The following is a 25,001-nucleotide window of genomic DNA, read 5'->3' as shown; positions in this document are numbered from 1 at the left end:
AAAGAAACATGGCATTTAGAAAAGACTTTTTATGGGGCGGCGCAACAGCTGCCAATCAATGTGAAGGAGGCTACCAAGAAGGCGGACGCGGCTTGGCAAACGTTGACGTGGTACCGATCGGCAAAGATCGTTTTCCAGTCATTACTGGTCAAATGAAAATGTTCGATTTTGATGACGAACATTTCTATCCAGCAAAAGAAGCGATCGATATGTATCATCGCTACAAAGAAGACATCGCGCTATTTGGCGAAATGGGCTTTAAAACCTACCGTTTGTCGATCGCTTGGAGTCGGATTTTCCCTAAAGGGGATGAAACAGAACCAAATGAAGACGGCTTGAAGTTCTATGAAGATCTTTTCAAAGAATGCCACAAATATGGGATCGAACCATTAGTAACGATCACTCACTTTGATTGCCCAATGCATTTAGTTGAAAAATACGGAGCATGGCGTTCTCGTGAATTAGTCGGATTCTATGAAAACTTGTGTAACGTGATTTTCAACCGCTACAAAGGATTAGTAAAATACTGGTTGACCTTCAACGAAATCAACATGATTCTACATGCGCCATTTATGGGAGCGGGACTTTATTTTGAAGAAGGCGATAACGTTGAGCAAGTGAAATATCAAGCGGCTCACCACGAGTTGTTGGCATCCGCAATCGCAACGAAAATCGCTCACGAAGTTGATCCTGAAAACAAAGTAGGTTGTATGCTGGCTGCTGGCGCGTACTATCCATATACAAGCAAACCAGAAGATGTCTGGGAATCACGCAAAGCAGATCGCGAAAACTATTTCTTTATTGATGTTCAATCACGTGGGGAATATCCACAATATGCGCTGAAAGAAATGGAACGCAATGGGATCGAAATCAAAATGGAAGAAGGCGACCTTGAGCTGTTGAAAGCTCACACCGTAGACTTTATTTCTTTCTCTTACTATTCTTCACGCGTATCAACAACGGACGCTGAATTGTTAGAACAAACGGCTGGCAATATTTTTGCCTCTGTGAAAAACCCATACTTGGAAGCAAGTGAGTGGGGTTGGCAAATTGATCCACTTGGTTTGCGGATTACAATGAATGACATTTATGACCGTTACCAAAAACCATTGTTTATCGTTGAAAATGGTCTAGGCGCTGTGGATACACCAGATGCAGATGGCTATGTGGAAGATGATTACCGCATCCAATATTTGGCAGAGCATATCCAAGCAATGAAAGATGCGGTTGAACAAGATGGTGTCGACTTATTGGGTTACACGACTTGGGGTTGTATCGATTTAGTTTCAGCTGGAACAGGTGAAATGAAAAAACGCTATGGTTTCATTTATGTGGACCGTGACAATGAAGGAAACGGCACCTTGAAACGAACCAAGAAAAAATCATTTGATTGGTACAAACAAGTGATTGCTTCAAATGGTGAAGATTTATCGAATAACTAATCAAAAGAAGCTGCAGTTGATCCCGTTGAGAAATCAAAGGGGATCCACTGCAGTTTTTTTAAAGTCTTTTTGAAATCTTTGTAACGAATGGTTTCTTTAAGAAGAAATAGACATTCAGATATTTTGACAAGCGCCAATGTGATTGTTGTATAATGTTTATGTTGCAGCAATCACAAAAAGGTGACCTTAAGGATGACATGTTTTGTCCTCAAAATCGCCTTTCTCTGTTTTTTAAAGAACTTTTTCAATTTCTGGAATCATTTTTTGAGGATTTGTCTGGGGAGCAAAACGCTCAACGACTTTACCTTGGCGATCCACCAAGAATTTCGTGAAATTCCATTTAATGGCTTTTCCTAGCGTGCCAGGTGCTTCTTCTTCCAAATAGCGAAACAAGGGATCCGCGTCTTTTCCATTGATCACTGTTAACTTGTGCATCGGAAAGTCGACACCATAGGTGGTTCGGCAAGCGGCTGCGGCTTCTTCGGCTGACCCGACTTCTTGTTTGAACTGATCAGAAGGAAACCCTAAAACGACCAATCCTTGGTCTTTATAAGTTTCATAAAGACCTTGTAGTTCTTTGAACTGCGGGCTCAAACCACACTTCGTAGCTGTATTGACGATCACTAGCGGTTGACCTTCGTATTTTGCTAGCGAATAAGTTTCGCCATTTTCCAATGTTGCTTGGTAGTCATAGATTGACATAGCAAACGCTCCTTTTAATGTAAATCGTAGTCGATAGCTTCTGAGACAAGTATAGAGCAAAGTCTTCAAAAAAACCAAGCAAACTTCTTGGCGCATTTTATTTTTTATGGAAAACAAAAAAGTCCAGCAGTCACCGAGACCGCTGGACTTTAATTATGCTTCTGGCAATACTTCGGGTTCTGTTTCTTGTGGATGAACGACAGATTTAGTTTTCCATACACCGGAGTGCCAACGATAAATCATTAAGACGCTGCGCAATGCTTCGTCAATGGCATAAGCGATCCAAACGCCGATCAAGCCGAATTTAAAGACGATCGCCAGTGAATAGGAAAACGGTAAGCTGATGACCCATAGAACAACTAGACTACAGATCAATGGGAACTTCACATCGCCACTTGCATTTAAGGAACCCACAAGGATCATATTGACTGCACGCGCCGTTTCTAAAACGATCTCTACCAAAAAGACACCTTTGGCAATCTCGATCACTTCCGCGTTGGTGGTAAAGATTCCCATGATTGGCTCAATAAACAAGTAAGTCAATAAACAGATCGTTACCGAGGCAATGATCCCGATCACCATCGTGCGCATGCCTCGCTGATGCGCGCGATCGTATTCTCCAGCACCGACATTGCGGCCAATCATGATTTGATTCCCTTGACTCAATGCGGAGGCAATCAAATAAACAAATTGGGTGATAGCTGTTACGTAAGATTTTGCAATCAAGACGCTGGCACCAAGTTGAGCCACGATCATCGTCACTACGACTTGCGCTCCTTGATAGGAAAGAGACTCGCCAGAAGAAGGCAATCCGTAAGTCAAAATGTTTTTCATCACACCCCAAGAGACATTCGAGAAACGGGCAGATAAAACAGAAAAATTCACATGCTTCTTCAGCAACATTGCGGCAATTATTAAACCAATCGAATTACCAAAGACGCTAGAAAATGCCAATCCGGTCACACCAAAATTCGGTAAACCAAAGGGGCTATATAAGACAAAGTAATTCCCAATGACGGCTAGGATACTAGCAAACATCGGCACCAATAACGCAGGTTTTGTGAAACTGTGGCTACGCATGACAGCAATTATGACCGCCGTGATCGATGAAAGGAACAGACTTCCCCCATACACTTGTAAGTATCCATGACCTAAAGCAACTAATTCAGCATCCAATCCCATGAAACGAAGGAGATAGGTTGAGCCGAAAAGGAACATTAAGCTGATCAAAATCCCGATGAACAATGAGCCAAAAAGAGCGGTATTGATGACTTTCGGTATCTGGTCGCGTTTTTTCGCACCAATCAATTGTGCGATAATGATCTGAGTACCCACGGTGATGAAACCGTAAATAAAGACCGTTAAATTCAATAGTTGATTGGCAGCACTGACGGCCGCTACTGCTGGCTCGGAGTAATGAGAAATCATCCAAACGTTGACATTCCCAATAACGACCCGCAAAAATAGCTCAACAAAAATCGGCCAGCTGAGGAAAAGCAGTTCACGGTCTGATTTTCCTAAAAGTTTTTTCTTATTCAATTGTAAGGACTCCTTATTTTCTATATAATAGACGTATCGTGAAAATTTTACAAAAATTGAAAAGAAAGTCAATGTAATTTTCAAAAGTAAAAGCAGGAATATCTTATTATTTTTTGTAAGCAGATGAGTTGAAAGAATTTGCTTTTGAAAGTAAAGTATGGGTAGTCCAAATTGGAGGGAAATATATGTATGATGTAATTATCATCGGCGCAGGCCCTGCGGGGATGACAGCAGCGCTTTATGCGTCAAGATCGAATTTATCAGTACTAATGATTGAACGAGGCGCACCTGGCGGTCAAATGAACAATACGGCTGAAGTTGAAAACTACCCAGGATACGAATCAATCTTAGGCCCTGAATTAGCATTTAAAATGTATGAAGGTGCCATTAAATTTGGTGTTGAAAATGCCTATGGGATCGTTCAGAGCATCACGGATCAAGGTGAATTCAAAGAAGTTGCCACCGAAGACAAAACCTATCAAGGGAAAACAATCATCATTGCCACAGGATGCGTACATAGAAAGTTAGGCGTCAAAGGCGAAGAAGAATTCGCGGGACGCGGTGTTTCATACTGTGCGGTTTGTGACGGTGCCTTTTTCCGTAACAAACGCTTGATTGTTGTTGGCGGAGGCGACTCGGCAGTCGAAGAAGCTATCTACTTAACACAATTTGCTTCCGAAGTAACGATCGTTCACCGTCGTGACGAATTACGAGCACAAAAAATCATTCAAGACCGCGCATTTGCCAACGAGAAAATCTCTTTTATTTGGGATTCTGTTGTTGAAGAAATCAAAGGCAATGAGATGGTCGTGACTGGCGTGCAAATCAGAAACGTAAAAACGGATGAAGTGACAGAAGAAGCTGCTGGCGGTGTCTTTATCTATGTTGGTTTAGATCCGTTGACAGAACCATTCAAAGCCAGCGGTATCACGAATGATGCTGGCTGGATTTTAACCAATGAGCAGATGGAAACTTCAATTCCTGGTGTTTACGCGGTTGGCGATGTTCGTGAAAAAGGCTTGCGTCAAATCACGACGGCAGTCGGCGATGGCAGTATTGCTGGTCAACAAGTGTTTGATTTCATTGAAACACAAAAGGATGCTCAATTAACGAAATAGTTTAATGGAATCAGCTGTTATTTTTAAAGTGTCAATCACTTTTGATAGCAGCTGTTTTTATTTTTCGTTTGGTTATTCTTTGAGAAATCTGTAAGTAGTGTTATACTAATTTTAGAGCATTTTAACGGAAAAAGGAGAGGTTATTTTATGGCATGGGAACAAACATTTAATCAATGGAAAAACAGTGAACACTTAGATCCACAATTAAAAGAACAATTGACCGCATTAGAAGCAGATCCTGCGATGTTAGAAGACGCTTTTTATATGCCTTTGGAATTTGGGACTGCCGGTATGCGAGGAATTTTAGGACCTGGTATCAATCGGATGAACATTTATACGATTCGTCAAGCAACCGAAGGATTGGCTCGCTTTATGGATACACAAGATCCTGAAACAAGACGTCGTGGCGTAGCGATCGCCTATGATTCCCGTCATTTTTCACCTGAGTTCGCGATGGAAGCGGCAAAAACATTGGCAAAACACGATATTCCAGCCTTCGTCTTTGAAAGCTTACGTCCGACGCCAGAATTATCTTTTGCTGTGCGTTACTTAAAAACCTTTACTGGAATCATGATCACAGCTTCTCACAATCCAGCCGAATACAATGGCTACAAAGTATATGGGGAAGATGGTGGACAAATGCCACCAGCAGATGCGGATGCATTGACAAAATTCGTTCGGGAAATTGAAAATCCGTTAGAGATCCCTGTATTAAGTGAAGAAGAAGCCAAAAACAGCGGCTTGATCTCTATTATTGGTGAAGAAATCGATACTGCCTATCTGAAAGAGATCAAAGAAGTCACGATCGATCAAGAATTGATCGATACGGTGGGCAAAGATTTGAAACTTGTCTATACACCACTTCACGGAACAGGGCGGATGCTTGGGGAGAAAGCGTTGAAACAAGCTGGTTTCCAACAATTCATTATTGAACCTTCTCAAGCGGTTGCTGATCCAAATTTCAGTACAGTAAAATCACCGAATCCAGAAGAGCACTCTGCCTTTGAATATGCGATTGCTTTAGGAGAAAAAGAAGGTGCTGACCTGTTGATCGCAACAGATCCAGATGCCGATCGCTTAGGAGCTGCAGTAAGAATGCCAGATGGCAACTACCAAGTGTTGACAGGTAATCAGTTAGGCGCATTGATGATCCGTTACATTTTAGAAGCCCATAAAACAGCTGGGACATTGCCAGAAAATGCAGCAGTCTTAAAATCGATCGTTTCTAGTGAATTGCCAACAGCGATCGCTAAATCCTACGATGTGGATATGATCAACGTATTGACCGGCTTTAAATTTATTGCCGAAAAAATCCAACAATTTGAAAAAGACCATTCTCAAACCTTTATGTTTGGCTTTGAAGAAAGCTATGGCTACTTAGTAAAACCATTCGTACGGGACAAGGACGCGATCCAAGCGCTCGTTTTATTAGCAGAAGTGGCTGCTTTTTACAAACAATCAAACAAAACATTGTATGACGGTCTGCAAGATATTTTTGAAGAGTACGGTTATTATGCAGAAAAAACGATTTCTGTAACGATGAGCGGCATGGAAGGGGCAACTAAGATTGCTGCCTTGATGAAGACTTTCCGTGAAAAAGCACCTTCTGTCTTCGCAGGAACCCCTGTCGTACAAACAGAAGACTTTAAACTGTTGACTCGTGTGGGCTTAGATGGTCACCAACAAAAAATGACCACACCGCCTTCTGATGTTTTGAAATACACCTTGGAAGATGAAAGCTGGATTGCGGTTCGTCCTTCTGGGACCGAACCGAAAATCAAGTTTTATATTGGTGTAAAAGGCGAAACGGCAGAAGCAGCAGAACAAAAAATTGCTGATCTGCAAGCAGCGATTGAAGAAATCACAGGTGAATAAAGTCATCTGCTGCCTTCATAATCAAAAAATTGCAATTTGACTGAATGATCCGAGTGATAGAAAAAGAAGCATTTGTTTCCCCAACGAACAGTTGTTGAGGGACCTAAGCTTCTAAAGGGAATTTTCTGACACTTGGATCTATTCTTGTCTTTTATCTAATTACTTCTCCTTGTTTGGCGGCCGCTGATTGACAAGCCGTCTATCAGGGGCTAAAATGCAAAAGGAAATAAGAGAGGATGTGGCGCGATGACTCCGCCTAAATTAGAGGAAATTCAGCAAGTAACGCAGATTTTTAAGATGCTTAGTGATCCGACCAGATTAAAAATTTTGTTGTCCCTTCAAGAGGGTGAACGCAATGTCACTTCAATCGCGGAACAAGTACATATGGAACAATCAGCAGTCTCTCATCAGTTGAAACTATTGAAAGATAATCGGATCGTAAAGTCGGAAAGACAAGGAAAAACCATCCTTTATAGTCTTGATGACAAACATGTTGTGGATATTTTGCAAAAAACATTCGAACATATCCATCACCGTTAAAACTAGGGCGAGAATTTCTCAAAAGTCCTAGTTTTTTCTTATTGTTTTTGGTATGCTAGTGGAAATATTAAAATTAGATGAACGGTTTTTAATAACGTTTTCAGTTAGGGGGCTTTATGGGTAAGCAATTGAACATTGGATTATTAGGAATGGGTGTTGTCGGCAGCGGGGTATGCCAAGTGTTGGCAGAGCAAAAAGAAGCCATTCTGGCACGCACAGGAGTCAGTGTGCAAATCACGAAAGCATTAGCTTCGCCTTATGAGGATAAGTCTGCGTTAGCAGCTAAGTATGGGTTTGCTTTGACGAATGAGGCAAATGAGTTGTTTGAAGATGAGACCATCGACGTAATTGTGGAATTGATCGGGAAGATCGATCCGGCAAAAGCGTTTATTTCAGCTGCTTTAGAAAATAAAAAGCATGTTGTGACGGCAAATAAAGATTTGATTGCCACCCATGGACCTGAACTGCTGGCAATTGCTGAAAAAGCCGGTGTTTCTCTTTATTATGAAGCCAGTGTGGGGGGAGGAATTCCGATTTTGCGCACATTGAGCACCCACTATCTACCTGATACGATCACAGGGATTTTTGGCATCGTCAATGGGACGACCAATTATATGCTGACGAAAATGACGGAAGATGGCATGACCTATGAAGATGCGTTGTCACAAGCTCAAGTAAAAGGTTTTGCCGAATCAGATCCTTCCAATGATGTTGACGGTATCGATGCGGCTTATAAAATGGTGATCCTGACCAAATTTGCTTTTGGGAAAACAATCGACGTTGCTGATGTTGCAACAAAAGGTATTCGCGGATTAGCTGTAGAAGATATTAAGCAGGTACAAGCTTTTGGCTATGAAGTGAAATTGATTGGCGCAGCTCAAAAGACTGATGACGGTTCCCTTACTGTATCGGTTGGGCCGGTGTTAGTGCCAAAAAACCACGCCTTGGCGACGATCCAAAATGAGTTCAATGGTATTTTTATCAAAAGCGACGGAATTGATCAGTCGATGGTTTATGGACCAGGGGCTGGATCGCGTCCGACAGCCACTAGTGTGGTTGCCGATTTGACGGTATTGGCTAAAAACAAAACATTCGGGATCGTTGAACCTTTTTTAACCTTTGAAAAAGAAACAGCATTGGCTTCGGTACAAGAAGTTCCTGTGCAACACTATGTTTCCTTTTCAAGTAAAGACCTTAATGCAGCTTCTTTCCCAGAATGGTTTGAATCAAAGCACACAGCATTTGATGAAGCAAGCCAACGAATAGCTGGAATCACGAAGCCAATCAGTGAAAAGGAACTAACAGTAGCACTCAAGGCATACGCGAATACGCAAAACGTGCAAATAATGAAAGTGATGGAGGAATAAACATGTATCAAGGATTATTGCATCAATATAAAGAATATCTCCCAGTTAATGAAAATACCCCAGCATTGTCGCTGGCTGAAGGAAATACACCTCTGATTCCATTACCAAGTCTTTCAAATGAATTAGGGATCCAATTGTATGGAAAATACGAAGGCCTGAATCCGACAGGCTCATTTAAAGACCGCGGCATGGTGATGGCGGTGGCAAAAGCGGTAGAAGAAGGCGCGAAAGCGATCGTTTGTGCCTCGACAGGAAATACTAGTGCAGCCGCAGCCGCTTATGCGACCAGAGCAGGAATCAAAGCTTATGTCGTCATTCCAGAAGGCAAGATCGCTATGGGGAAACTGGCGCAAGCGATCGTTTATGGAGCGGACATCATTTCGATTCCAGGAAACTTTGATGAAGCGTTAAAAGCAGTCCGGGATATTGCGAAAACAGAAGCTGTGGCATTAGTGAACTCTGTCAATCCTTATCGTTTAGAAGGACAAAAAACAGCTGCCTTTGAAGTATGCGAACAGCTAGGACAGGCGCCTGATGTTCTTGCAATTCCAGTTGGTAATGCTGGGAATATCTCGGCTTATTGGAAAGGATTCAAAGAATGGCATGAGAAAAAAGGCACCACGTTGCCAAGAATGCATGGGTTTGAGGCAGAAGGTGCGGCTGCCATCGTTCGTGGGGAAGTCATTGAACAGCCGGAAACCATCGCTACAGCGATTCGTATCGGCAATCCAGCCAGCTGGCAGTTGGCAGAAGCCGCTCGTGATGAATCAAAAGGATACATCGATGCAGTAACCGATGAGGAAATTTTGAATGCGTATCGTAAAATTGCTGCGCAAGATGGTGTGTTTATTGAACCAGGCTCAGCTGCCTCGCTGGCTGGTGTCATCCAGCACGTGAAAGCAGGGAAAATCAAACCAGGTGAGACTGTCGTTGCCGTCTTTACTGGAAATGGTCTGAAGGATCCTGATACAGCTATCAAAGCGACAGAAGTAACCATCAATAAGATGAGTGATTTAGAAGAAATGCGTCAGCATCTTCGTGAAGGAGTTGCCAAGTTATGAAGATCCGCGTTCCTGCAACCAGTGCGAATTTAGGGCCTGGTTTTGATTCCTGCGGGATTGCCCTGTCAAAGTATTTGTTCATCGAAGTTTTAAAAGAAAACGATACATGGGAGATCATCCATGAGCTAGGCTCAGAGATCCCAAACGATGAAACTAACTTACTTTTGCGTGTGGCACTAAAATTAGCACCAGACATGAAACCCCTGAAGATCCGTATGAGTTCGGATATTCCTTTGGCACGAGGCTTAGGCAGTAGTTCCTCGGTGATCGTCGCTGGTATTGAACTAGCCAACCGAATGGCACACATGAATCTGAGTGCAGCACAAAAGCTTGAGATCGCAACTGCCATTGAAGGGCATCCTGACAATGTTGGACCAGCGATCTATGGAGATTTTGCAGTTGCTGCTTATGACCATCAGCACAAGCATACGTATTTAGTAAAGCATCATTTTCCAGAGTGCGAAATCATTGCCTATATTCCTCATGAAGAACTGTTGACTGAAGCAAGTCGTCAAGTCTTGCCGCAAACACTTTCTCACGAGCAAGCAGTCGAGGCCAGTGCGATCGCCAATGTTATGATCGCAGCGGTCATCAATGGCAATCTGCCTCTTGCAGGGAAATTAATGCAGCAGGATCGTTTTCATGAAGCTTATCGGGAAAAGCTTGTGCCACACTTGTCGACCATTCGCCAGATTTGCGAAGAAGAAGGCGGCTATGGCTGTTTCTTAAGCGGCGCTGGACCAACGGTCTTAGCGATCGTCCCAGAGGAACGGGCAGAACGAATCTCAAAACTTTTACATGCCTTGGAGAGCAATGCGTATATCGAACAATTACAAATCGATCGTGAAGGGCTGCAAGTTTTTTAAAAAACTTTGAAATGATAGATATTCTAAAAAAGATGAGCAGACGGCAGTCTGTTCATCTTTTTTTATTGCGTTATCGTTATCAGTCTTTTGTCTCTGAAGTGTAATAGCTATGGTCTTCTAAGTTTAATGCATTTAAAATCATTGAGGCGGTTTCTTCGATGGAAAGGGAAGCGACATTGATCACGACACAACCTAATTTGTCATAAAGATCATTAGCAAACGTCAGCTCCGCTTTGATTTTTTCAATATCGGAATATGCAGAGTCAGGGTTCAGGCCGTAAGAACGCATCCGTTCTTTGCGGATACTGTTTAACACATTCGGATCGTTTGTTAACCCGACGATTTTTTTCGGATCGATTTCCCAGAGCTGTTTCGGGATGTGGGCTTGTGGAACCAAAGGCAAATTAGCGACTTTTAAGTTTTTGTTCGCTAAAAATAGACTCAACGGTGTTTTTGAGGTTCGAGAAACCCCTAGTAACACGACATCTGCTTCCAAGAAGCCACGAGGGTCTTTTCCGTCATCGTACATGACCGCAAATTCCATGGCTTTGATGCGTTTGAAATAATTTTCGTTCAGGTGGTGCAAAGCCCCTGGCTCTCGTGAAGGTGCTACTCCAGTGCGGCGTGCCACTTCACTGACAGGCGGTGTTAATACGTCGAAATGATAGAGATCCGCTTCTTCACAAAAATGATTCGTCAAATCCACGAGTTCTTCTTTGATCAAAGTGTGAAGAATAATGGCATTGTGTTTCTTAGCATCTGATAATGCTTTGATCAAGTGCTCTTTCGTGTGGATAAATGTGCGTCTAAAAAGGTTAAATTCGACGCTGGGGTACTGTGCCATTGTCGCTTGGGCAAGCTTCGATGCTGTTTCACCGGCAGAGTCCGACAAAACGAACATCGTCACTGCAGCACTGGTTTGCAATTTTTCTTGCAAGTCTAGTTGTTCTGGTTCATTTGGCTTCATAAGAAAAATCCTCTCTTGCTTTTTTATTGATTTCATTATACCATACTTAAGATTGATAGAATCGGAATGATTTTGATTTATCAGGAGGGTCTACGATGAAAAATCAAACGCTCATAGAGCATGCCATGACAACGTTGAAAGAAAATGGCTTTAAAAATACGAAAAAAAGAGAAGCGATCATTACCTATTTAGTGAAACGCAATCGCTATTTACCGGCAAAAGAAATTCACGAATACATGTCGGAAAAGTACCCTGGCTTGAGTTATGATACGATCTACCGGAATTTGCACGATTTTTCTGAGATCGGTATTTTAGAAGAAACAGAACTGAACGGTGAGATGAAGTTTCGCTATAACTGTTGTGCAGAATTAGAAGACCATCATCACCATCACTTTATTTGCACGGTTTGTGGCAAAACAAAAGAACTGCATATTTGCCCAATGGACTTCTTTCAAGAACAGCTTCCCGGTTGTTTGATCGAGGGTCATCGCTTCGAGATTTTGGGTCGTTGTGAAGAATGTCAATGAAAACCCAAACAAACTTGACAGTATCGAAGACTTTTTTAACAGAATGCCTTGACACTTTTTCAGGGGTTAGCTATAATTTTTAAAGGACAGTCGTGTTTTTTGGGATTTTATTTCAATAACAACTACGGTTACTTTTTAAGCTCGGAGGGAGGGAATTTACATGTCAAAAACAGTCGTTCGCAAAAACGAATCACTTGACGATGCTCTTCGTCGCTTCAAACGTTCCGTGTCAAAAGCGGGTACTTTACAGGAATCTCGTAAACGTGAATTTTACGAAAAACCTAGCGTAAAGCGTAAGAAAAAATCTGAAGCAGCTAGAAAACGCAAAAAATTCTAATTTTCTACTGTTTTGAGAATTGGAGCTGGTAGTGTGACACTACTAAGTACACTGAATGATGACATGAAGACAGCGATGAAAGCCAAAGACAAGGAAACCTTGCAGGTGATCCGCATGTTGAAAGCATCAATTCAAAATGAGCAGATCAAAAAAGGTTCTGACTTGAATGAAGAAGAAGAGTTGACCGTTTTATCTCGTGAGATGAAGCAACGTCGGGACTCTTTACATGAGTTTGAGAAAGCTGACCGAAATGATCTAGCTGAGAAAGTCAAAGTTGAAATTGCAGTTGTTGAAAAATATTTGCCAGCACAACTTGATGAAGCGGAAATCCGCCAAATCGTTGCTGGAGCGATTGAAAAGACTGGTGCTTCTTCTTCCAAAGAATTTGGAAAAGTGATGGGTGCTGTAATGCCGCAAGTCAAAGGCAAAGCAGACGGCAATCAAGTCAATGCGATCGTTAAAGAATTATTGGATCAAATGTAAGCTCACGCCGCGAGTATGGATGACATGCTCGCGGCTTTTTTTCTGATTTCAAAAACTTAAAAAAAGCATAAGGACAAAAAGGAAACTACCCTTGGACTTTATAAGTAATTTTTCTTTTTTCCATCTTATGTTATTATTAATAAGAACGCCAAAAAAGGAGCTGTAACATATTTGACAGACAAAACTATGACGATCGAGATAACACTTAGTGAGAACGATGACGTTCGTTTACTCTTAGGTGCTCACGATAAGAACATTAAAATCATTGAAGACTCGACGGGGACAGTCATTCACACTCGTGGGGAGCTGATCCAAATCGTCGGCGAAGCGGAAGCTACAGAAAAAGCACAATCCGTGATCCGAGCGTTGCAAGAGTTGATCAAACGAGGCATCAATATCAGTACTCCTGATGTGATCACAGCTTTGAACATGGTAAACAAAGGCAGTCTTGATTATTTCAAAGATATGTATGAAGAAGAAATCATCAAGGACCGTAATGGGAAACCGATTCGGGCAAAAAATGCCGGTCAAAAGAAATATATCGAAGCTGTCCGTAAACATGATGTGGTCTTTGGGGTCGGACCAGCCGGAACCGGAAAAACCTTTCTGGCCGTCGTAATGGCGATCGCTGCTTTAAAGAAAGGTCAAGTGCAAAAGATTATTTTGACACGGCCCGCGGTTGAAGCAGGAGAGAACCTTGGCTTTCTGCCAGGCGATTTGAAAGAAAAAGTCGATCCTTACTTGCGACCGGTTTATGATGCGTTGTATCAAATTTTCGGGATGGATCATACGAACCGTCTGATGGAACGAGGCGTCATTGAGATCGCACCATTGGCATATATGCGTGGACGTACGCTAGAAGATGCCTTTGTCATTTTAGATGAAGCGCAAAATACGACGATCGCTCAAATGAAAATGTTTCTGACGCGTTTAGGATTCAACTCCAAAATGATCGTCAATGGCGATACGAGTCAGATCGACTTGCCAAAAGGGACTTTAAGCGGTTTGATCCATGCGGAGCGAACGTTGCAGGAGATCCCTAAAATTGCTTTTGCTAATTTTGAAGCAGGAGATGTGGTGCGGCACCCAGTTGTGGCCGATATCATTCGAGCTTATGAAGAAGCAGATCTTAAAGACAAGCGCTGATCGTCTTTCAGGAGGAGAACTATGATCATTCAACCACTACGGAAACTTAGAGAAAGACTCGGGAAGTTTTATTTACCAGTTTTGATGTTTCTCTTCTTTCTTTTTTCGATTGGTATCATGTACACCAGTGTCAAACAGAATAATGTCGATTATAGCGAAGGCCAGGTGGCGGAAGAAAACATTCGTGCCAATAAAACGATCGAAAACACTACTGCAACGGAACAAAAACGCAAATTGGCAGCAGAAGCGGTTCCGCCAGAGTACACCTATCAGGATACTCTAGCGCAGACACAGCACGATCGCATCGACCACCTTTTTGACTTAGTTGATTCAGTCAAAAAATCAACGGATGAGACACATGCAAAAGAAGTTGCTGAGGCGGATGAGGATGAAAATATCCCTAAACCGAGTACGGATGAATACATCGCAGCCTTAAAAAAAGAGTTTGAAAAAATGAGTGATGATGAACTTGATTTCTATCAGTCATTGACGAATAATTTTTTGTCGACATTGTTTTCATTAAGTACCGATGAATTGAATACGGTACGAACCTATGCGTTGCAGCTAGTAGACGAGCAAATGGCCAAACAGATCCGTCAAACAGAACTCAGTACTTTCCGCTCAGAGGCGGAAGACAAGATCCAATTTCTAGATGTTACTTCGGATATGGCGTCCGTTTTACGCTTCATTGTCAATCAAGGAATCGTCGTCAATGATATTCCCAATGAAAAGCGGACGGAAGAAGCGAGACAAACCGCCATGGATGCTGTTCCACCGGTAATGATCTATCAAGGGGAGATCATTGTTCGTGAAGGATCACAGATCGATGCCAACGCATTGGAAAAGCTGCAGCTTTTAGGAATGACCAATCAGACCTTCTCAGTTTTTCCATTAATCGCCTTAGTTTTAGCGACCTGCTTACAAATGCTCATGCTGTTTTATTATACAAGACAGACAAAAGATGTTGAAAAGCGAATGAACGCCGTCACTTTTTATATTTTGGCGATGGCATTCAGTATCTTGATCATGAAATTTTTCCAACTGTTCCAATCAGAATTAGTGACCTTTATCCCGCTCTTTTTCCCAGCAGCCTTTACACCGCTGATTCTAAGCATTTTCTCCAGCAGACGTTTAGGGATATTAGCCGCGATTTTCCAAGTGGTCAGTGCACTCTTCATTTACTTTGATTCCAGTGGGACCAACTTGTTGACGACTGTTTTAGTGACCTATCTCTTCTCTGGGTTGATGGGGACGATGATCAAACGAGCACGTATCGCCAGTCAAGGGAAAATCGCAGTCATGTGGGTGATCGTTTTCCCATTACTCTTAAGCATCATGTTGGTCATTTTCCAAGGAATGGATTTGGCCCGCGGCAATACGTGGACAACACTCGTCTGTGGATTGGCCGGCTCGCTTCTTAGCTATTTGCTGACGATGGGGCTGCATCCATATATCGAATTATTGGTAACGGATGAAAGTATGATCGTGTTGAATGAATTGAGTAACCCGAACCACCCGTTATTGAAGCAGTTGCTGGAAGAAGCACCAGGGACCTATCATCACAGTATGATGGTTGCTAATCTTAGCGCCAATGCCGTCGCCGAGATCGGTGGGCAAAGCTTACTGACCCGCGTGGCTTGTTATTACCATGATATTGGCAAAGTCAAACATGCCAATTTCTTCGTAGAAAATTTACCTGCTGGTGCCGAAAACCCGCATAATTTTTTGCTGCCGGAAGACAGCAAACAAATCATCTTCGGTCACGTGATCGACGGAGCGGAAATTCTCGAAGAAGCCAAAATGCCGCGGATGGTGATCGATATTTGCCGTCAACACCATGGCACAACTCTGATGCGTTATTTCTATGTAAAAGCTCAAGAGCGTAATCCCGAGGTGACAGAAGAAGATTTCCGTTATCCTGGGCCAAAACCGCAGACACGAGAAGCGGGTGTCGTGAGTATCGCTGACAGTTGTGAAGCAGCTGTTCGAGCGATGGAAAATCCGACCAATCAAAAAATTCAAGAATTTGTTGCGAATCTCATCAATGATCGGATCTTAGACGGTCAATTAGATGAAACGGGACTAACGTTGAAAGAAATCCGGATGATTGAAAAATCACTGGTCAACGGACTATGCAGTACCTTCCATTCACGGATCAAATACCCAAAAATGAAATCGGAAGCAGAGAAAATGAAAGAAGAACAAGAAAGAAGAGAGCGCTAATGGAGATTACCTTTTTAGATGAGACAAATTCAGTGGGGGAAACGAAGATCAAAGAGATCGAAGGACTTCTGCAATTTGCTGCAGGACATTTAGACCTTCCAGAGGATACGGAAATGTCCGTCACGTTTATGGACAATGCAGCCATCCAAGAAATCAATCGGGAGTATCGCGGCAAAGATATGCCGACAGATGTCATCAGTTTTGCCTTCGAAGAAGAAACGGCGGAGGAGATGCCGATTATTTTTGACGAAGCCCTTGAAGAGATGCCTCGTGATCTAGGAGACATTATGATCTCCATAGAACGGGCAAAGGAACAAGCTGCTGAATATGGGCATACCTATGATCGGGAACTTGGTTTCTTGGCGCTGCATGGTTTCTTGCATATCAATGGCTATGATCATATGACACCAGAAGATGAAAAGGAAATGTTTGGATTGCAAAAGGAAATACTGGATGCCTATGGACTCAAAAGATAAGAATATTGGGAAAAATAAACAGTTTATCTCGTCAATCGAATTTGCTTTCACCGGTATAAAAACCGTTTTTAAAGAGGAACGTAATATGCGTAAACATGTTGGGTTAGGCATCGTTGCGATCATTGCAGGTTTTATTTTCCGTTTGAATCAAATGGAATGGCTTTGGCTGCTGTTAGCCGTTTTCTTGGTCTGGATCGTGGAGATCATCAATACAGTCTTTGAGAATGTCGTTGACATGTTTACGGACTTTCATTTCCATCCAATCGGGAAAAAAATCAAAGATATGGCAGCTGGTGCTGTGCTGATGACCGCAGTTTTTGCATTAGTGGTCGCAGCGATCATCTTCTTGCCAAAATTACTGCAGCTCTTCTGATACGCACTAAAACCACAAGATAAAGGGGAACAACAATGACAACACACAAATCAGGCTTCGTTGCGATCGTCGGACGGCCAAATGTTGGGAAATCCACACTACTAAATCGAGTTGTAGGACAAAAAATCGCTATCATGAGTGACAAGGCGCAAACGACTCGTAATAAAATCCAAGGGGTCTATACGACAGATGACGCACAGCTGATCTTTATCGATACACCAGGGATCCATAAACCCAAACACCGTCTAGGCGATTTTATGGTGGAAACCGCCTATAGCGCACTTCGTGAAGTTGACGTGACACTATTTATGATCAGTGCCGATCAAAAGCGCGGCAAGGGTGATGATTTTATCATCGAACGGTTGCGTCAAAGCCAGACGCCGGTTTTCCTAGTGATCAATAAAATTGATAAAGTCCATCCGGATGCTTTATTGGCAATCATTGAAGATTACTCCTCACAAATGGACTTTGCCGAGATCGTACCGATTTCTGCAACGGAAGGCAATAATTTCGAAACGCTAATGAAACTATTGGTCGATGAAATGCCTGAAGGTCCTCAGTATTTCCCAGAAGATCAAATCACTGACCATCCGGAATACTTTATCGTTTCCGAGCTGGTACGGGAAAAAGTCTTGCTGCTGACCAGAGATGAAGTGCCTCACTCGGTAGCGGTCGTCGTTGACTCCATGAAACGAGATCATAATGATAAGGTGCATATTCAAGCGACGATCATTGTCGAACGTGACAGCCAAAAAGGCATTATCATCGGTAAAGGCGGTAAAATGCTGAAGCAGATCGGGACGAAAGCCCGTCTAGATATTGAACACTTACTAGATGACAAAGTCTTCTTGGAATTATGGGTGAAAGTTCAAAAAGATTGGCGCGACAAGCAAACCTTCTTAACGGATTACGGCTATCGTAAAGATGAGTATTAAGGAAAGGCAGATCCATCACGGTCTGCTTTAAAGAGGAAAAACTGATGCAGTTAGCGAACTGGATCAGTTTTTTTCAAGAAATGAGGTGCGACGATGAATCTTGTTGAAACAAAAGGAATTTTGCTTTTTTCAAAGGACCATAAAGAAAAAGACAAGCTAGTCAAAATCTTTACGGAATCTGCCGGGAAGCAAATGTTTTATGTCAAGGGTGCTCATCGGAAAAATAACCCCTTGGCACCAGCGTTGCTCTCCTATACTGAAGCCACCTACATGGGAACCATCAAAACGGAAGGCTTGTCCTTTTTAAACAATGCCAAAGACATCCATCCTTTTCGTACGATCCAAAGTGATATTTTTATTGCTGGTTATGCGACCTACTTGTTGAATTTGGCTGATTCTGCTATCGATGATCGGGTCTATGACCCACATCTATACCAATTTTTACATGAGGCATTGCACTTAATGGATCAAGGGAACGACGCAGAGATCATCACCAATATCTTTGAGATCCAGATTTTGCACCGTTTCGGGATCACTCCGAATTGGACCCATTGTGCCATCTGCGGAAAAACCGACGGTCGGTTTGACTATTCCTCAAAGTATAGCGGTATTTTATGCGAACAACACTGGGGGATGGACGAACGTCGCTATCATGCGGATTCTCGTGCGATCCATTTTATTCGCTTATTTTCGCAAATATCCTACGAGCAGATTGCTTCGATCAAATTAAAGCCAGAAACGAAAGCAGCGATTCGACAAGTGATCGATCTATTGTATGATGAATATGTGGGCATTCATTTAAAAAGTAAGAAGTTTATCGATCAGATGGGGCAATGGCAAGACGTCTTAAAACCGAAAAATCAATGATAGAGTTGGCGAAACTTCAATGGAGTTAAGCCGACTCTTTTTTTGAATAATGCGGTAAAGTGACTCGCATCCTGAAACCCTACAGCAAAAGCGGCTTGCTGAATGGGCAGATCCGGCTGTGCCACCAAAAGCTCTTTGGCACGGGTCATGCGATAGTTTAATAAGTATTGGGCGGTGGATTGTCCTAGAAAACGCTGGAACAACCGAGAGAGATATTGAGGCGAAACATAGACTAAACCAGCCAATTTTTTGATCGTGATCGCCTGATCATAATTGGTTTCGATTTCTTGTATAACAGGGACCAGATATTGTTGAAACAAGGGGTGTTTTTCGGTTGGATTCCCAGAGCGCTCTTGCATGATCGCCAGCAAAAAACGATAACACTCACTAGAAGCCCGTAACGGATCCCAGCTTATTTTTTGGTCTTCTTTAATGCGTTGTTTGATCCAAGTCATATAGGAAAAAGTTTTAGACTCTTCAACTAAAAGATAAGGTTGACTTGTAAATTGTTTTAATATCTCAGCTGCCAAAGGTCCTTGAAAGGTAGCGAAGGAGGTTTTCCAATCTGATAAGGGATAGTAGCGATGAGGAGTGAAAGGGAAAATCAAGATGCCTTCACTGGGACGTAAAATAAAGGATTCTTGACCAAAGGTGACGCGACCTTCTCCTTGTTCTGTCTGCAGCCAATGAAAGTAAGGGTAGCCATCGAGACGAACAACGTCATCTTGTGGCCAATCGTTTCCGATACTTTCAAGCGACAAAGGCAACTGCTGGTTTGTTTGATAAAAATAAATAGGCATGTTCAACCTCCATGTTTCGAAAAGTTATAAAATAGTGTTTCATGTATTATACTACAACAAAATGAAAAGCCTTACAATAAGAGAGTAGAAATCATTTTATTTTAAAGGAGCGTTCACTTATATGACAAAATTTTTTGATCGAATTCTATTCGGCGGCGATTATAATCCAAATCAGTGGCCGAAAGAGATTTGGGAAGAAGACATTCGGATCTTTAAAAAAGCAAGTATCAATAGCGCGACCGTCAATGTTTTTTCATGGGCAAAGATCCAACCCTCTGAAAATTGTTATGATTTTGAGGAATTGGATCAAATCATCGAAAAATTAAGTACGGAAGGCTTCGACATCGTCTTAGCCACTTCCACAGCCGCTTTGCCAGCTTGGATGTTTAAGAAGTATCCGGAAGTCGCTCGCACCGATTATGATGGACGCCATCATAAGTTTGGGCAACGGCATAATGCCTGTCCCAATAGTTTGGTTTATCAAAAATACGCAGAACGTCTGGCAACGAAATTAGCCGAACGTTACGGCGAAAATCCACAAGTGACTTGTTGGCACATCAATAATGAATACGGCGGCGAATGTTATTGCGACAACTGTGAAAAAGCGTTTCGTGTTTGGCTAAAGGATAAATATCAAACGATCGAAGCACTGAATAAAGCCTGGAATATGGAATTTTGGGGTCATACTGTATATGAATGGGATGAAATCGTTCTGCCAAATGCGCTGTCAGAAGGAATCGGCTATGACAAGACGGCATTTGCAGGAATTTCTATTGACTACCGACGCTTCAACTCGGATAGCCTTTTAAAAAACTATATGATGGAGCGGGACGCTATTCGGAAAATCGATCCCACGACACCGATTACAACGAATTTGATGGGAACCTTTAAAGGACTGGATTATTTCAAGTGGGCGAAGGAAATGGACCTTATTTCGTGGGATAATTATCCAGCGTATAATACGCCATGGAGTTTAGTAGCCATGACACATGATCTAATGCGCGGCTTGAAACAACAGCCCTTTATGCTGATGGAACAAACACCCTCTCAACAAAACTGGCAACCCTATAACTCATTAAAAAAACCGGGACAAATGCGGGCGCAAAGCTACCAAACGATCGCTCATGGGGCGGACACGATCCAATATTTCCAATTGCGACGTTCCATCGGTGCTTGTGAGAAATTCCATGGAGCTGTTATCGAACATGTCGGTCATGAAGACACGCGAGTTTTCCGAGAAACGGCAGCTCTTGGTGCTGAATTAGCGCAGCTTTCAGACATTATTGGGACGCAAACTCAAGCACAGGTTGCCGTGATTTTCGATTGGGACAATTATTGGGCATTAGAATATACGAGTGGTCCGACCGTTGATCTGAAGTATGTAGAACAGATCCATCGCTACTATCGTTATTTTCATGAACAAAATATTGCCGTCGACTTGGTTCCCGTGGATGCTGACTTATCAAAATACAAATTAGTCGCAGCACCTGTTCTCTACATGATCAAAGAAGGAATGCAAGAGCGGCTCACTGATTTCGTCAAACAAGGTGGTTCTTTACTTACCACGTATATGAGCGGTATCGTTGATCAATCTGACAACGTTCACTTAGGGGGCTATCCTGGGCCATTGCGGGAGTTAGCTGGCATCTGGGTGGAAGAAATCGATGCATTAGCCCCAGAACAATCAAACGGCGTTTCCTTAGTCAATGAAGAACTGACAGGAACCAGTAATTTAGTCAGCGATTTGATCCATTTAGAAACCGCCGAAGCGCTAGCGCATTACACAAGCAATTTCTATGCAGGAATGCCGGCAGTGACGAAAAATATGTTTGGCGATGGCACCGTCTATTACTTTGGTGGACAGTTGGAAGATCAGCTGCAAGATCAGCTTTTCAAAACGATTGTCGAAGAAAACGATATCACCCCAGTGATCGAGGAAGCAACAAAACTAGAAGTTGCCTGTCGTGAAAATGCAGAGGCGAAATTCTTCGTTATCATCAATTTCCACGAAGAAGCACAACCGTTGCCAGCAATGTTTGTTGGAAAGACGGATCTTCTGACGGGTGAGGTTCTTTCTTCAGAAACGAAACTGGCACAGTACACCACCTATATCGTCAAAGAGGAGCGTAACTGATGCGAACTTTTGCTATTGAAGATGACTTTTATTTAGACAACAAGCCGTTTAAAGTGATCTCTGGAGCGATCCACTATTTTCGTGTCGTTCCTGAATATTGGCAAGATCGTTTAGAGAAGCTGCGCTTGATGGGCTGTAATACAGTGGAAACCTATGTTCCTTGGAATCTCCATGAAGCACAAGAAGGTGTCTATCAGTTTGAGGGGATCCTTGATTTGCGGCGATTTATCCAAACGGCACAAGAAGTAGGGCTTTATGTGATTTTGCGACCAGCACCTTATATTTGTGCGGAGTGGGAATTTGGTGGGTTGCCTTATTGGCTATTGCAAGATCCTATGATGAAGCTTCGGTTTGATTATCCACCATTTATGGAAAAAATCACTCGTTATTTCGCCCATTTGTTTCCACAAGTGCGGGATCTGCAGATCACCCAAGGCGGTCCGATTTTAATGATGCAAGTAGAAAATGAATACGGCAGCTACGCCAATGATAAAGAGTATTTGCGGAAAATGGTGGCTGCGATGCGGCAACAGGGTGTAGAAACGCCGTTAGTGACCTCTGACGGACCTTGGCACGATATGTTAGAAAACGGCAGTATCAAAGACTTGGCATTGCCAACGATCAACTGCGGCTCCAACATCAAGGAAAACTTTGAAAAACTTCGAAGATTTCACGGAGAAAAACGGCCACTGATGGTCATGGAATTTTGGATCGGCTGGTTTGATGCTTGGGGTGATGACCATCATCATACAACATCAACGGCTGATGCAGTAAAGGAACTTCAGGATTGCTTGGCAGAAGGTTCTGTCAATATTTATATGTTCCATGGCGGGACCAATTTTGGCTTTATGAACGGGTCAAACTATTACGAGCGTTTAGCGCCGGATGTCACTAGCTATGATTATGATGCCTTGTTGACAGAATGGGGAGAACCTACTGCCAAATACCAAGCCTTCAAAAAAGTGATCGCTGACTATGCGGAAATTCCTGAGTTTCCCTTGAGTATGAAACTTGAGCGAAAAGCTTATGGAACATTCTCAGTGAAAGAACGAGTCTCCTTGTTTTCGACGATCGACACGATCAGTCAACCGATCATAAGGAATTACCCTTTATCGATGGAAGCCTGCAATCAAGCGACAGGTTATATCTATTATCGCTCACTGATTGGGCCTGCTCGGAAGATTGCCGACTACCGTCTGATCAATACGATGGATCGTGCCCATACGTTTATCAACCAGGAACTTTTGCGCATCGATTACGATCGAGAAATCGGTCAATCCTATAGTTTCGATCTATCAGAATCAGAAAACGAGTTGGGGATCTTGGTGGAGAATATGGGGCGGGTCAATTATTCCGTTAAAATGAACCATCAGCACAAAGGCATTAAAGACGGTGTGATCATTAATGGCGCATTCCAAAGCAACTGGGAAATCTATCCCTTGCCGATGGATAATTTGCATGCCATTGATTTCCAAGGGAAATGGCAAAAAGGCCAACCAAGTTTCTCACGCTTTGAATGTGTTTTTGATGAATGTGCAGATACCTTTATCGAATTGCCGGGCTGGGGCAAAGGGTTTGTCCAAGTCAATGGTCATATGATCGGCCGTTTCTGGGAAAAAGGACCGCAGCAGCGCTTGTACGTCCCGGCGCCGTTTTTAAAAACTGGAATGAATGAGATCATTGTTTTTGAAAGTGATGGGAAAATCGCTGATGAGATCGTCTTTCATGATCAGGCGGATTTAGGTCCAGAAGGATAAAAGTTCAAATTAATCATTGACAAACCCTAGCTTCAACTACTATCATAAGGGTAATCGAATCCGTGCTATGACCGGAAGAAAGAAAGAAGACCATTCCATGAAGCGAACTTGGGAGAGTGAAAGCCAAGTTGGAACCTTATTTCGCAGGCGTCCGTGAGCATGATCAATGAAGCTGCCGACTTGTCGGAAGTAGGGTGGAACCGCGAATGTATCGTCCCTATATCTATACACTTTGTATAGATATAGGGACTTTTTTATGTTTCACACTAAGAATAGCCAAAAATAAAGGAGGGTTTTTATGTTATTTGATATGACGATTCCAGCAAGTGCGTTTACCGAAAAAAAGCTCAAAGTATTAGCAAGTATTCCACTGCAGGTTCGCCTTTTAAAGGATGAACAGCTTTTACATGAATTTACAACGAGTCCAGACCAAATGCTTTACGACTTATCTGATATTTTAGAAGCAGATGCCGTGGTCGAAGTGAAATTGATCCCCGGATCAGTTGTCGAGTTTTATCCTGTCGTCAATGCGTTATAAGAAAGGAAGAAAAAGATGAGTAAACTAACTGTGCAAGAGATGATTTTGACTTTGCAAAAATTCTGGTCTGAAAACGGCTGTATGCTGATGCAGGCCTATGATACAGAAAAAGGGGCTGGAACCATGAGCCCATACACATTTTTACGTGCAATCGGTCCAGAACCATGGAACGCCGCTTACGTAGAACCTTCTCGCCGTCCAGCTGATGGCCGCTACGGGGAAAACCCAAATCGTTTGTATCAGCACCACCAGTTCCAAGTCGTGATGAAGCCCTCTCCTGAAAATATCCAAGAGCTTTATTTAGAAAGCTTGCGTCTTTTAGGGATCGTTCCATTAGAACATGATATTCGTTTCGTCGAAGATAACTGGGAAAACCCCTCAATGGGTTGTGCAGGTCTTGGTTGGGAAGTTTGGTTAGATGGGATGGAGATCACCCAGTTTACTTACTTCCAACAAGTTGGTGGCTTAGCGTGTAAGCCAGTGACATCAGAGATCACTTACGGCTTAGAACGTCTAGCATCTTATATTCAAGAAGTTGAAAGTGTCTACGATCTTGAATGGTCTGCAGGTGTCAAATATGGTGAGATTTTCCGCCAACCTGAGTATGAACATTCAAAATACTCCTTTGAAGTCAGTGACCAAGACTTGCTTTTAGGGAACTTCGATCGTTTTGAAAAAGAAGCAAAACGCTGTATCGATGAACGCTTAGTTCATCCAGCTTACGACTATATCTTAAAATGCAGCCATACCTTCAACCTGTTGGATGCTCGTGGCGCAGTCTCCGTCACTGAACGTGCTGGGTACCTCGCACGTATCCGTAATATGGCCCGTCAAGTAGCAAAACTATTTGTAGCAGAACGGGAAAACCTCGGTTATCCATTGCTTGATCCAGAAGTGGCGCAAAAACTGATTGAGGAGGGAAAATAAG

General features: G+C 42.7%; 24 protein-coding genes. 20 read left to right on the top strand and 4 right to left on the bottom strand.

Translation table 11 applies throughout. From position 1 onward, the window contains the following. Window positions 1-8 precede the first annotated feature (8 nt). Window positions 9-1,442, top strand: a complete 1,434-nt coding sequence (locus IGJ12_RS09835) for a 6-phospho-beta-glucosidase (RefSeq protein WP_008378424.1) — start codon at window positions 9-11, stop codon at window positions 1,440-1,442. Between the two features lie 231 nt (window positions 1,443-1,673). Here the strand turns inward: IGJ12_RS09835 and IGJ12_RS09830 are convergent, their stop codons facing one another. Further along, window positions 1,674-2,144 carry a glutathione peroxidase gene (locus IGJ12_RS09830; protein ID WP_005235460.1) on the bottom strand — a complete coding sequence of 157 codons (471 nt, stop codon included), beginning with the start codon at window positions 2,142-2,144 and terminating at the stop codon, window positions 1,674-1,676. A gap of 153 nt (window positions 2,145-2,297) precedes the next feature. After that, on the bottom strand, window positions 2,298-3,683 hold the full coding sequence (locus IGJ12_RS09825; protein ID WP_008378420.1) for an MATE family efflux transporter: 1,386 nt from the start codon (window positions 3,681-3,683) through the stop codon (window positions 2,298-2,300). A 185-nt stretch (window positions 3,684-3,868) separates the two neighbouring features. Between IGJ12_RS09825 and trxB the strand changes: the two genes are divergently transcribed. The 6 genes from trxB to thrB all read left to right on the top strand — a co-directional run bounded on the left by trxB (window position 3,869) and on the right by thrB (window position 10,510). Then, window positions 3,869-4,801 carry a thioredoxin-disulfide reductase gene (gene trxB / locus IGJ12_RS09820; RefSeq protein WP_008378419.1) on the top strand — a complete coding sequence of 311 codons (933 nt, stop codon included), beginning with the start codon at window positions 3,869-3,871 and terminating at the stop codon, window positions 4,799-4,801. 147 nt (window positions 4,802-4,948) lie between these two features. Beyond that, window positions 4,949-6,676, top strand: coding sequence for a phospho-sugar mutase (locus tag IGJ12_RS09815; protein ID WP_016620427.1), 1,728 nt, complete (start codon window positions 4,949-4,951; stop codon window positions 6,674-6,676). Window positions 6,677-6,922: 246 nt separating this feature from the next. Next, entirely contained in the window at window positions 6,923-7,216 is a 294-nt protein-coding gene (locus IGJ12_RS09810; RefSeq protein WP_005235473.1) for an ArsR/SmtB family transcription factor, read from the top strand. 116 nt (window positions 7,217-7,332) lie between these two features. After that, window positions 7,333-8,583, top strand: a complete 1,251-nt coding sequence (locus IGJ12_RS09805; RefSeq protein WP_139960173.1) for a homoserine dehydrogenase — start codon at window positions 7,333-7,335, stop codon at window positions 8,581-8,583. Window positions 8,584-8,585: 2 nt separating this feature from the next. Further along, complete coding sequence (gene thrC / locus IGJ12_RS09800) at window positions 8,586-9,644, top strand: threonine synthase (protein WP_016620425.1); 1,059 nt, start codon at window positions 8,586-8,588, stop codon at window positions 9,642-9,644. Continuing rightward, window positions 9,641-10,510 carry a homoserine kinase gene (thrB, locus tag IGJ12_RS09795; RefSeq protein ID WP_008378411.1) on the top strand — a complete coding sequence of 290 codons (870 nt, stop codon included), beginning with the start codon at window positions 9,641-9,643 and terminating at the stop codon, window positions 10,508-10,510. Before thrC ends, thrB begins: the two co-directional genes overlap by 4 nt. 79 nt (window positions 10,511-10,589) lie before the next feature. Here thrB and IGJ12_RS09790 read toward each other — a convergent pair whose 3' ends face one another. Beyond that, window positions 10,590-11,477: a pyruvate, water dikinase regulatory protein gene (locus tag IGJ12_RS09790; RefSeq protein WP_430618964.1), complete on the bottom strand. Its 888-nt coding sequence runs from the start codon at window positions 11,475-11,477 to the stop codon at window positions 10,590-10,592. Window positions 11,478-11,572: 95 nt separating this feature from the next. On the opposite strand from IGJ12_RS09790, the gene IGJ12_RS09785 reads away from it, so the two are divergent. The 9 genes from IGJ12_RS09785 (at window position 11,573) to recO (ending at window position 18,844) form a co-directional block, all read left to right on the top strand. After that, a complete protein-coding gene (locus tag IGJ12_RS09785) occupies window positions 11,573-12,004 on the top strand; it encodes a Fur family transcriptional regulator (protein WP_008378408.1) in 432 nt (143 codons plus the stop codon). 160 nt (window positions 12,005-12,164) lie between these two features. Beyond that, complete coding sequence (gene rpsU / locus IGJ12_RS09780; RefSeq protein ID WP_002356740.1) at window positions 12,165-12,341, top strand: 30S ribosomal protein S21; 177 nt, start codon at window positions 12,165-12,167, stop codon at window positions 12,339-12,341. Window positions 12,342-12,374: 33 nt separating this feature from the next. Then, window positions 12,375-12,824 (top strand): GatB/YqeY domain-containing protein, encoded by a 450-nt coding sequence (locus IGJ12_RS09775; RefSeq protein WP_005235483.1) that lies wholly within the window; start codon window positions 12,375-12,377, stop codon window positions 12,822-12,824. 186 nt (window positions 12,825-13,010) lie between these two features. Beyond that, entirely contained in the window at window positions 13,011-13,970 is a 960-nt protein-coding gene (locus IGJ12_RS09770; protein ID WP_016612213.1) for a PhoH family protein, read from the top strand. A gap of 21 nt (window positions 13,971-13,991) precedes the next feature. Further along, entirely contained in the window at window positions 13,992-16,193 is a 2,202-nt protein-coding gene (locus tag IGJ12_RS09765; RefSeq protein WP_016612212.1) for an HD family phosphohydrolase, read from the top strand. After that, window positions 16,193-16,669 carry an rRNA maturation RNase YbeY gene (ybeY, locus tag IGJ12_RS09760; RefSeq protein WP_008378268.1) on the top strand — a complete coding sequence of 159 codons (477 nt, stop codon included), beginning with the start codon at window positions 16,193-16,195 and terminating at the stop codon, window positions 16,667-16,669. Before IGJ12_RS09765 ends, ybeY begins: the two co-directional genes overlap by 1 nt. Beyond that, on the top strand, window positions 16,653-17,042 hold the full coding sequence (locus tag IGJ12_RS09755; RefSeq protein WP_016612211.1) for a diacylglycerol kinase family protein: 390 nt from the start codon (window positions 16,653-16,655) through the stop codon (window positions 17,040-17,042). The genes ybeY and IGJ12_RS09755 overlap by 17 nt, the downstream gene beginning before the upstream one ends. A gap of 35 nt (window positions 17,043-17,077) precedes the next feature. Then, entirely contained in the window at window positions 17,078-17,977 is a 900-nt protein-coding gene (era, locus tag IGJ12_RS09750; protein ID WP_008378264.1) for a GTPase Era, read from the top strand. A gap of 93 nt (window positions 17,978-18,070) precedes the next feature. Then, window positions 18,071-18,844 carry a DNA repair protein RecO gene (recO, locus tag IGJ12_RS09745; protein ID WP_005235491.1) on the top strand — a complete coding sequence of 258 codons (774 nt, stop codon included), beginning with the start codon at window positions 18,071-18,073 and terminating at the stop codon, window positions 18,842-18,844. Here recO and IGJ12_RS09740 read toward each other — a convergent pair. Beyond that, window positions 18,838-19,644 (bottom strand): AraC family transcriptional regulator, encoded by an 807-nt coding sequence (locus IGJ12_RS09740; protein ID WP_008378261.1) that lies wholly within the window; start codon window positions 19,642-19,644, stop codon window positions 18,838-18,840. The genes recO and IGJ12_RS09740 overlap by 7 nt on opposite strands. Before the next feature lie 121 nt (window positions 19,645-19,765). On the opposite strand from IGJ12_RS09740, the gene IGJ12_RS09735 reads away from it, so the two are divergent. The 4 genes from IGJ12_RS09735 to glyQ all read left to right on the top strand — a co-directional run bounded on the left by IGJ12_RS09735 (window position 19,766) and on the right by glyQ (window position 25,000). Then, entirely contained in the window at window positions 19,766-21,778 is a 2,013-nt protein-coding gene (locus IGJ12_RS09735; protein ID WP_430601013.1) for a beta-galactosidase, read from the top strand. Beyond that, entirely contained in the window at window positions 21,778-23,535 is a 1,758-nt protein-coding gene (locus IGJ12_RS09730) for a glycoside hydrolase family 35 protein (RefSeq protein WP_008378257.1), read from the top strand. The genes IGJ12_RS09735 and IGJ12_RS09730 overlap by 1 nt, the downstream gene beginning before the upstream one ends. 298 nt (window positions 23,536-23,833) lie before the next feature. Next, on the top strand, window positions 23,834-24,073 hold the full coding sequence (locus IGJ12_RS09725; RefSeq protein ID WP_008378255.1) for a hypothetical protein: 240 nt from the start codon (window positions 23,834-23,836) through the stop codon (window positions 24,071-24,073). Window positions 24,074-24,088: 15 nt separating this feature from the next. Beyond that, complete coding sequence (glyQ, locus tag IGJ12_RS09720; RefSeq protein ID WP_430618963.1) at window positions 24,089-25,000, top strand: glycine--tRNA ligase subunit alpha; 912 nt, start codon at window positions 24,089-24,091, stop codon at window positions 24,998-25,000. Window position 25,001: the final 1 nt, after the last annotated feature.

The organism is Enterococcus sp. DIV0802b (genome assembly GCF_050543535.1).
Taxonomy (GTDB): Bacteria; Bacillota; Bacilli; order Lactobacillales; family Enterococcaceae; genus Enterococcus_D; species Enterococcus_D entomosocium.
This window is presented reverse-complemented; position numbering and strand designations above follow the sequence as displayed.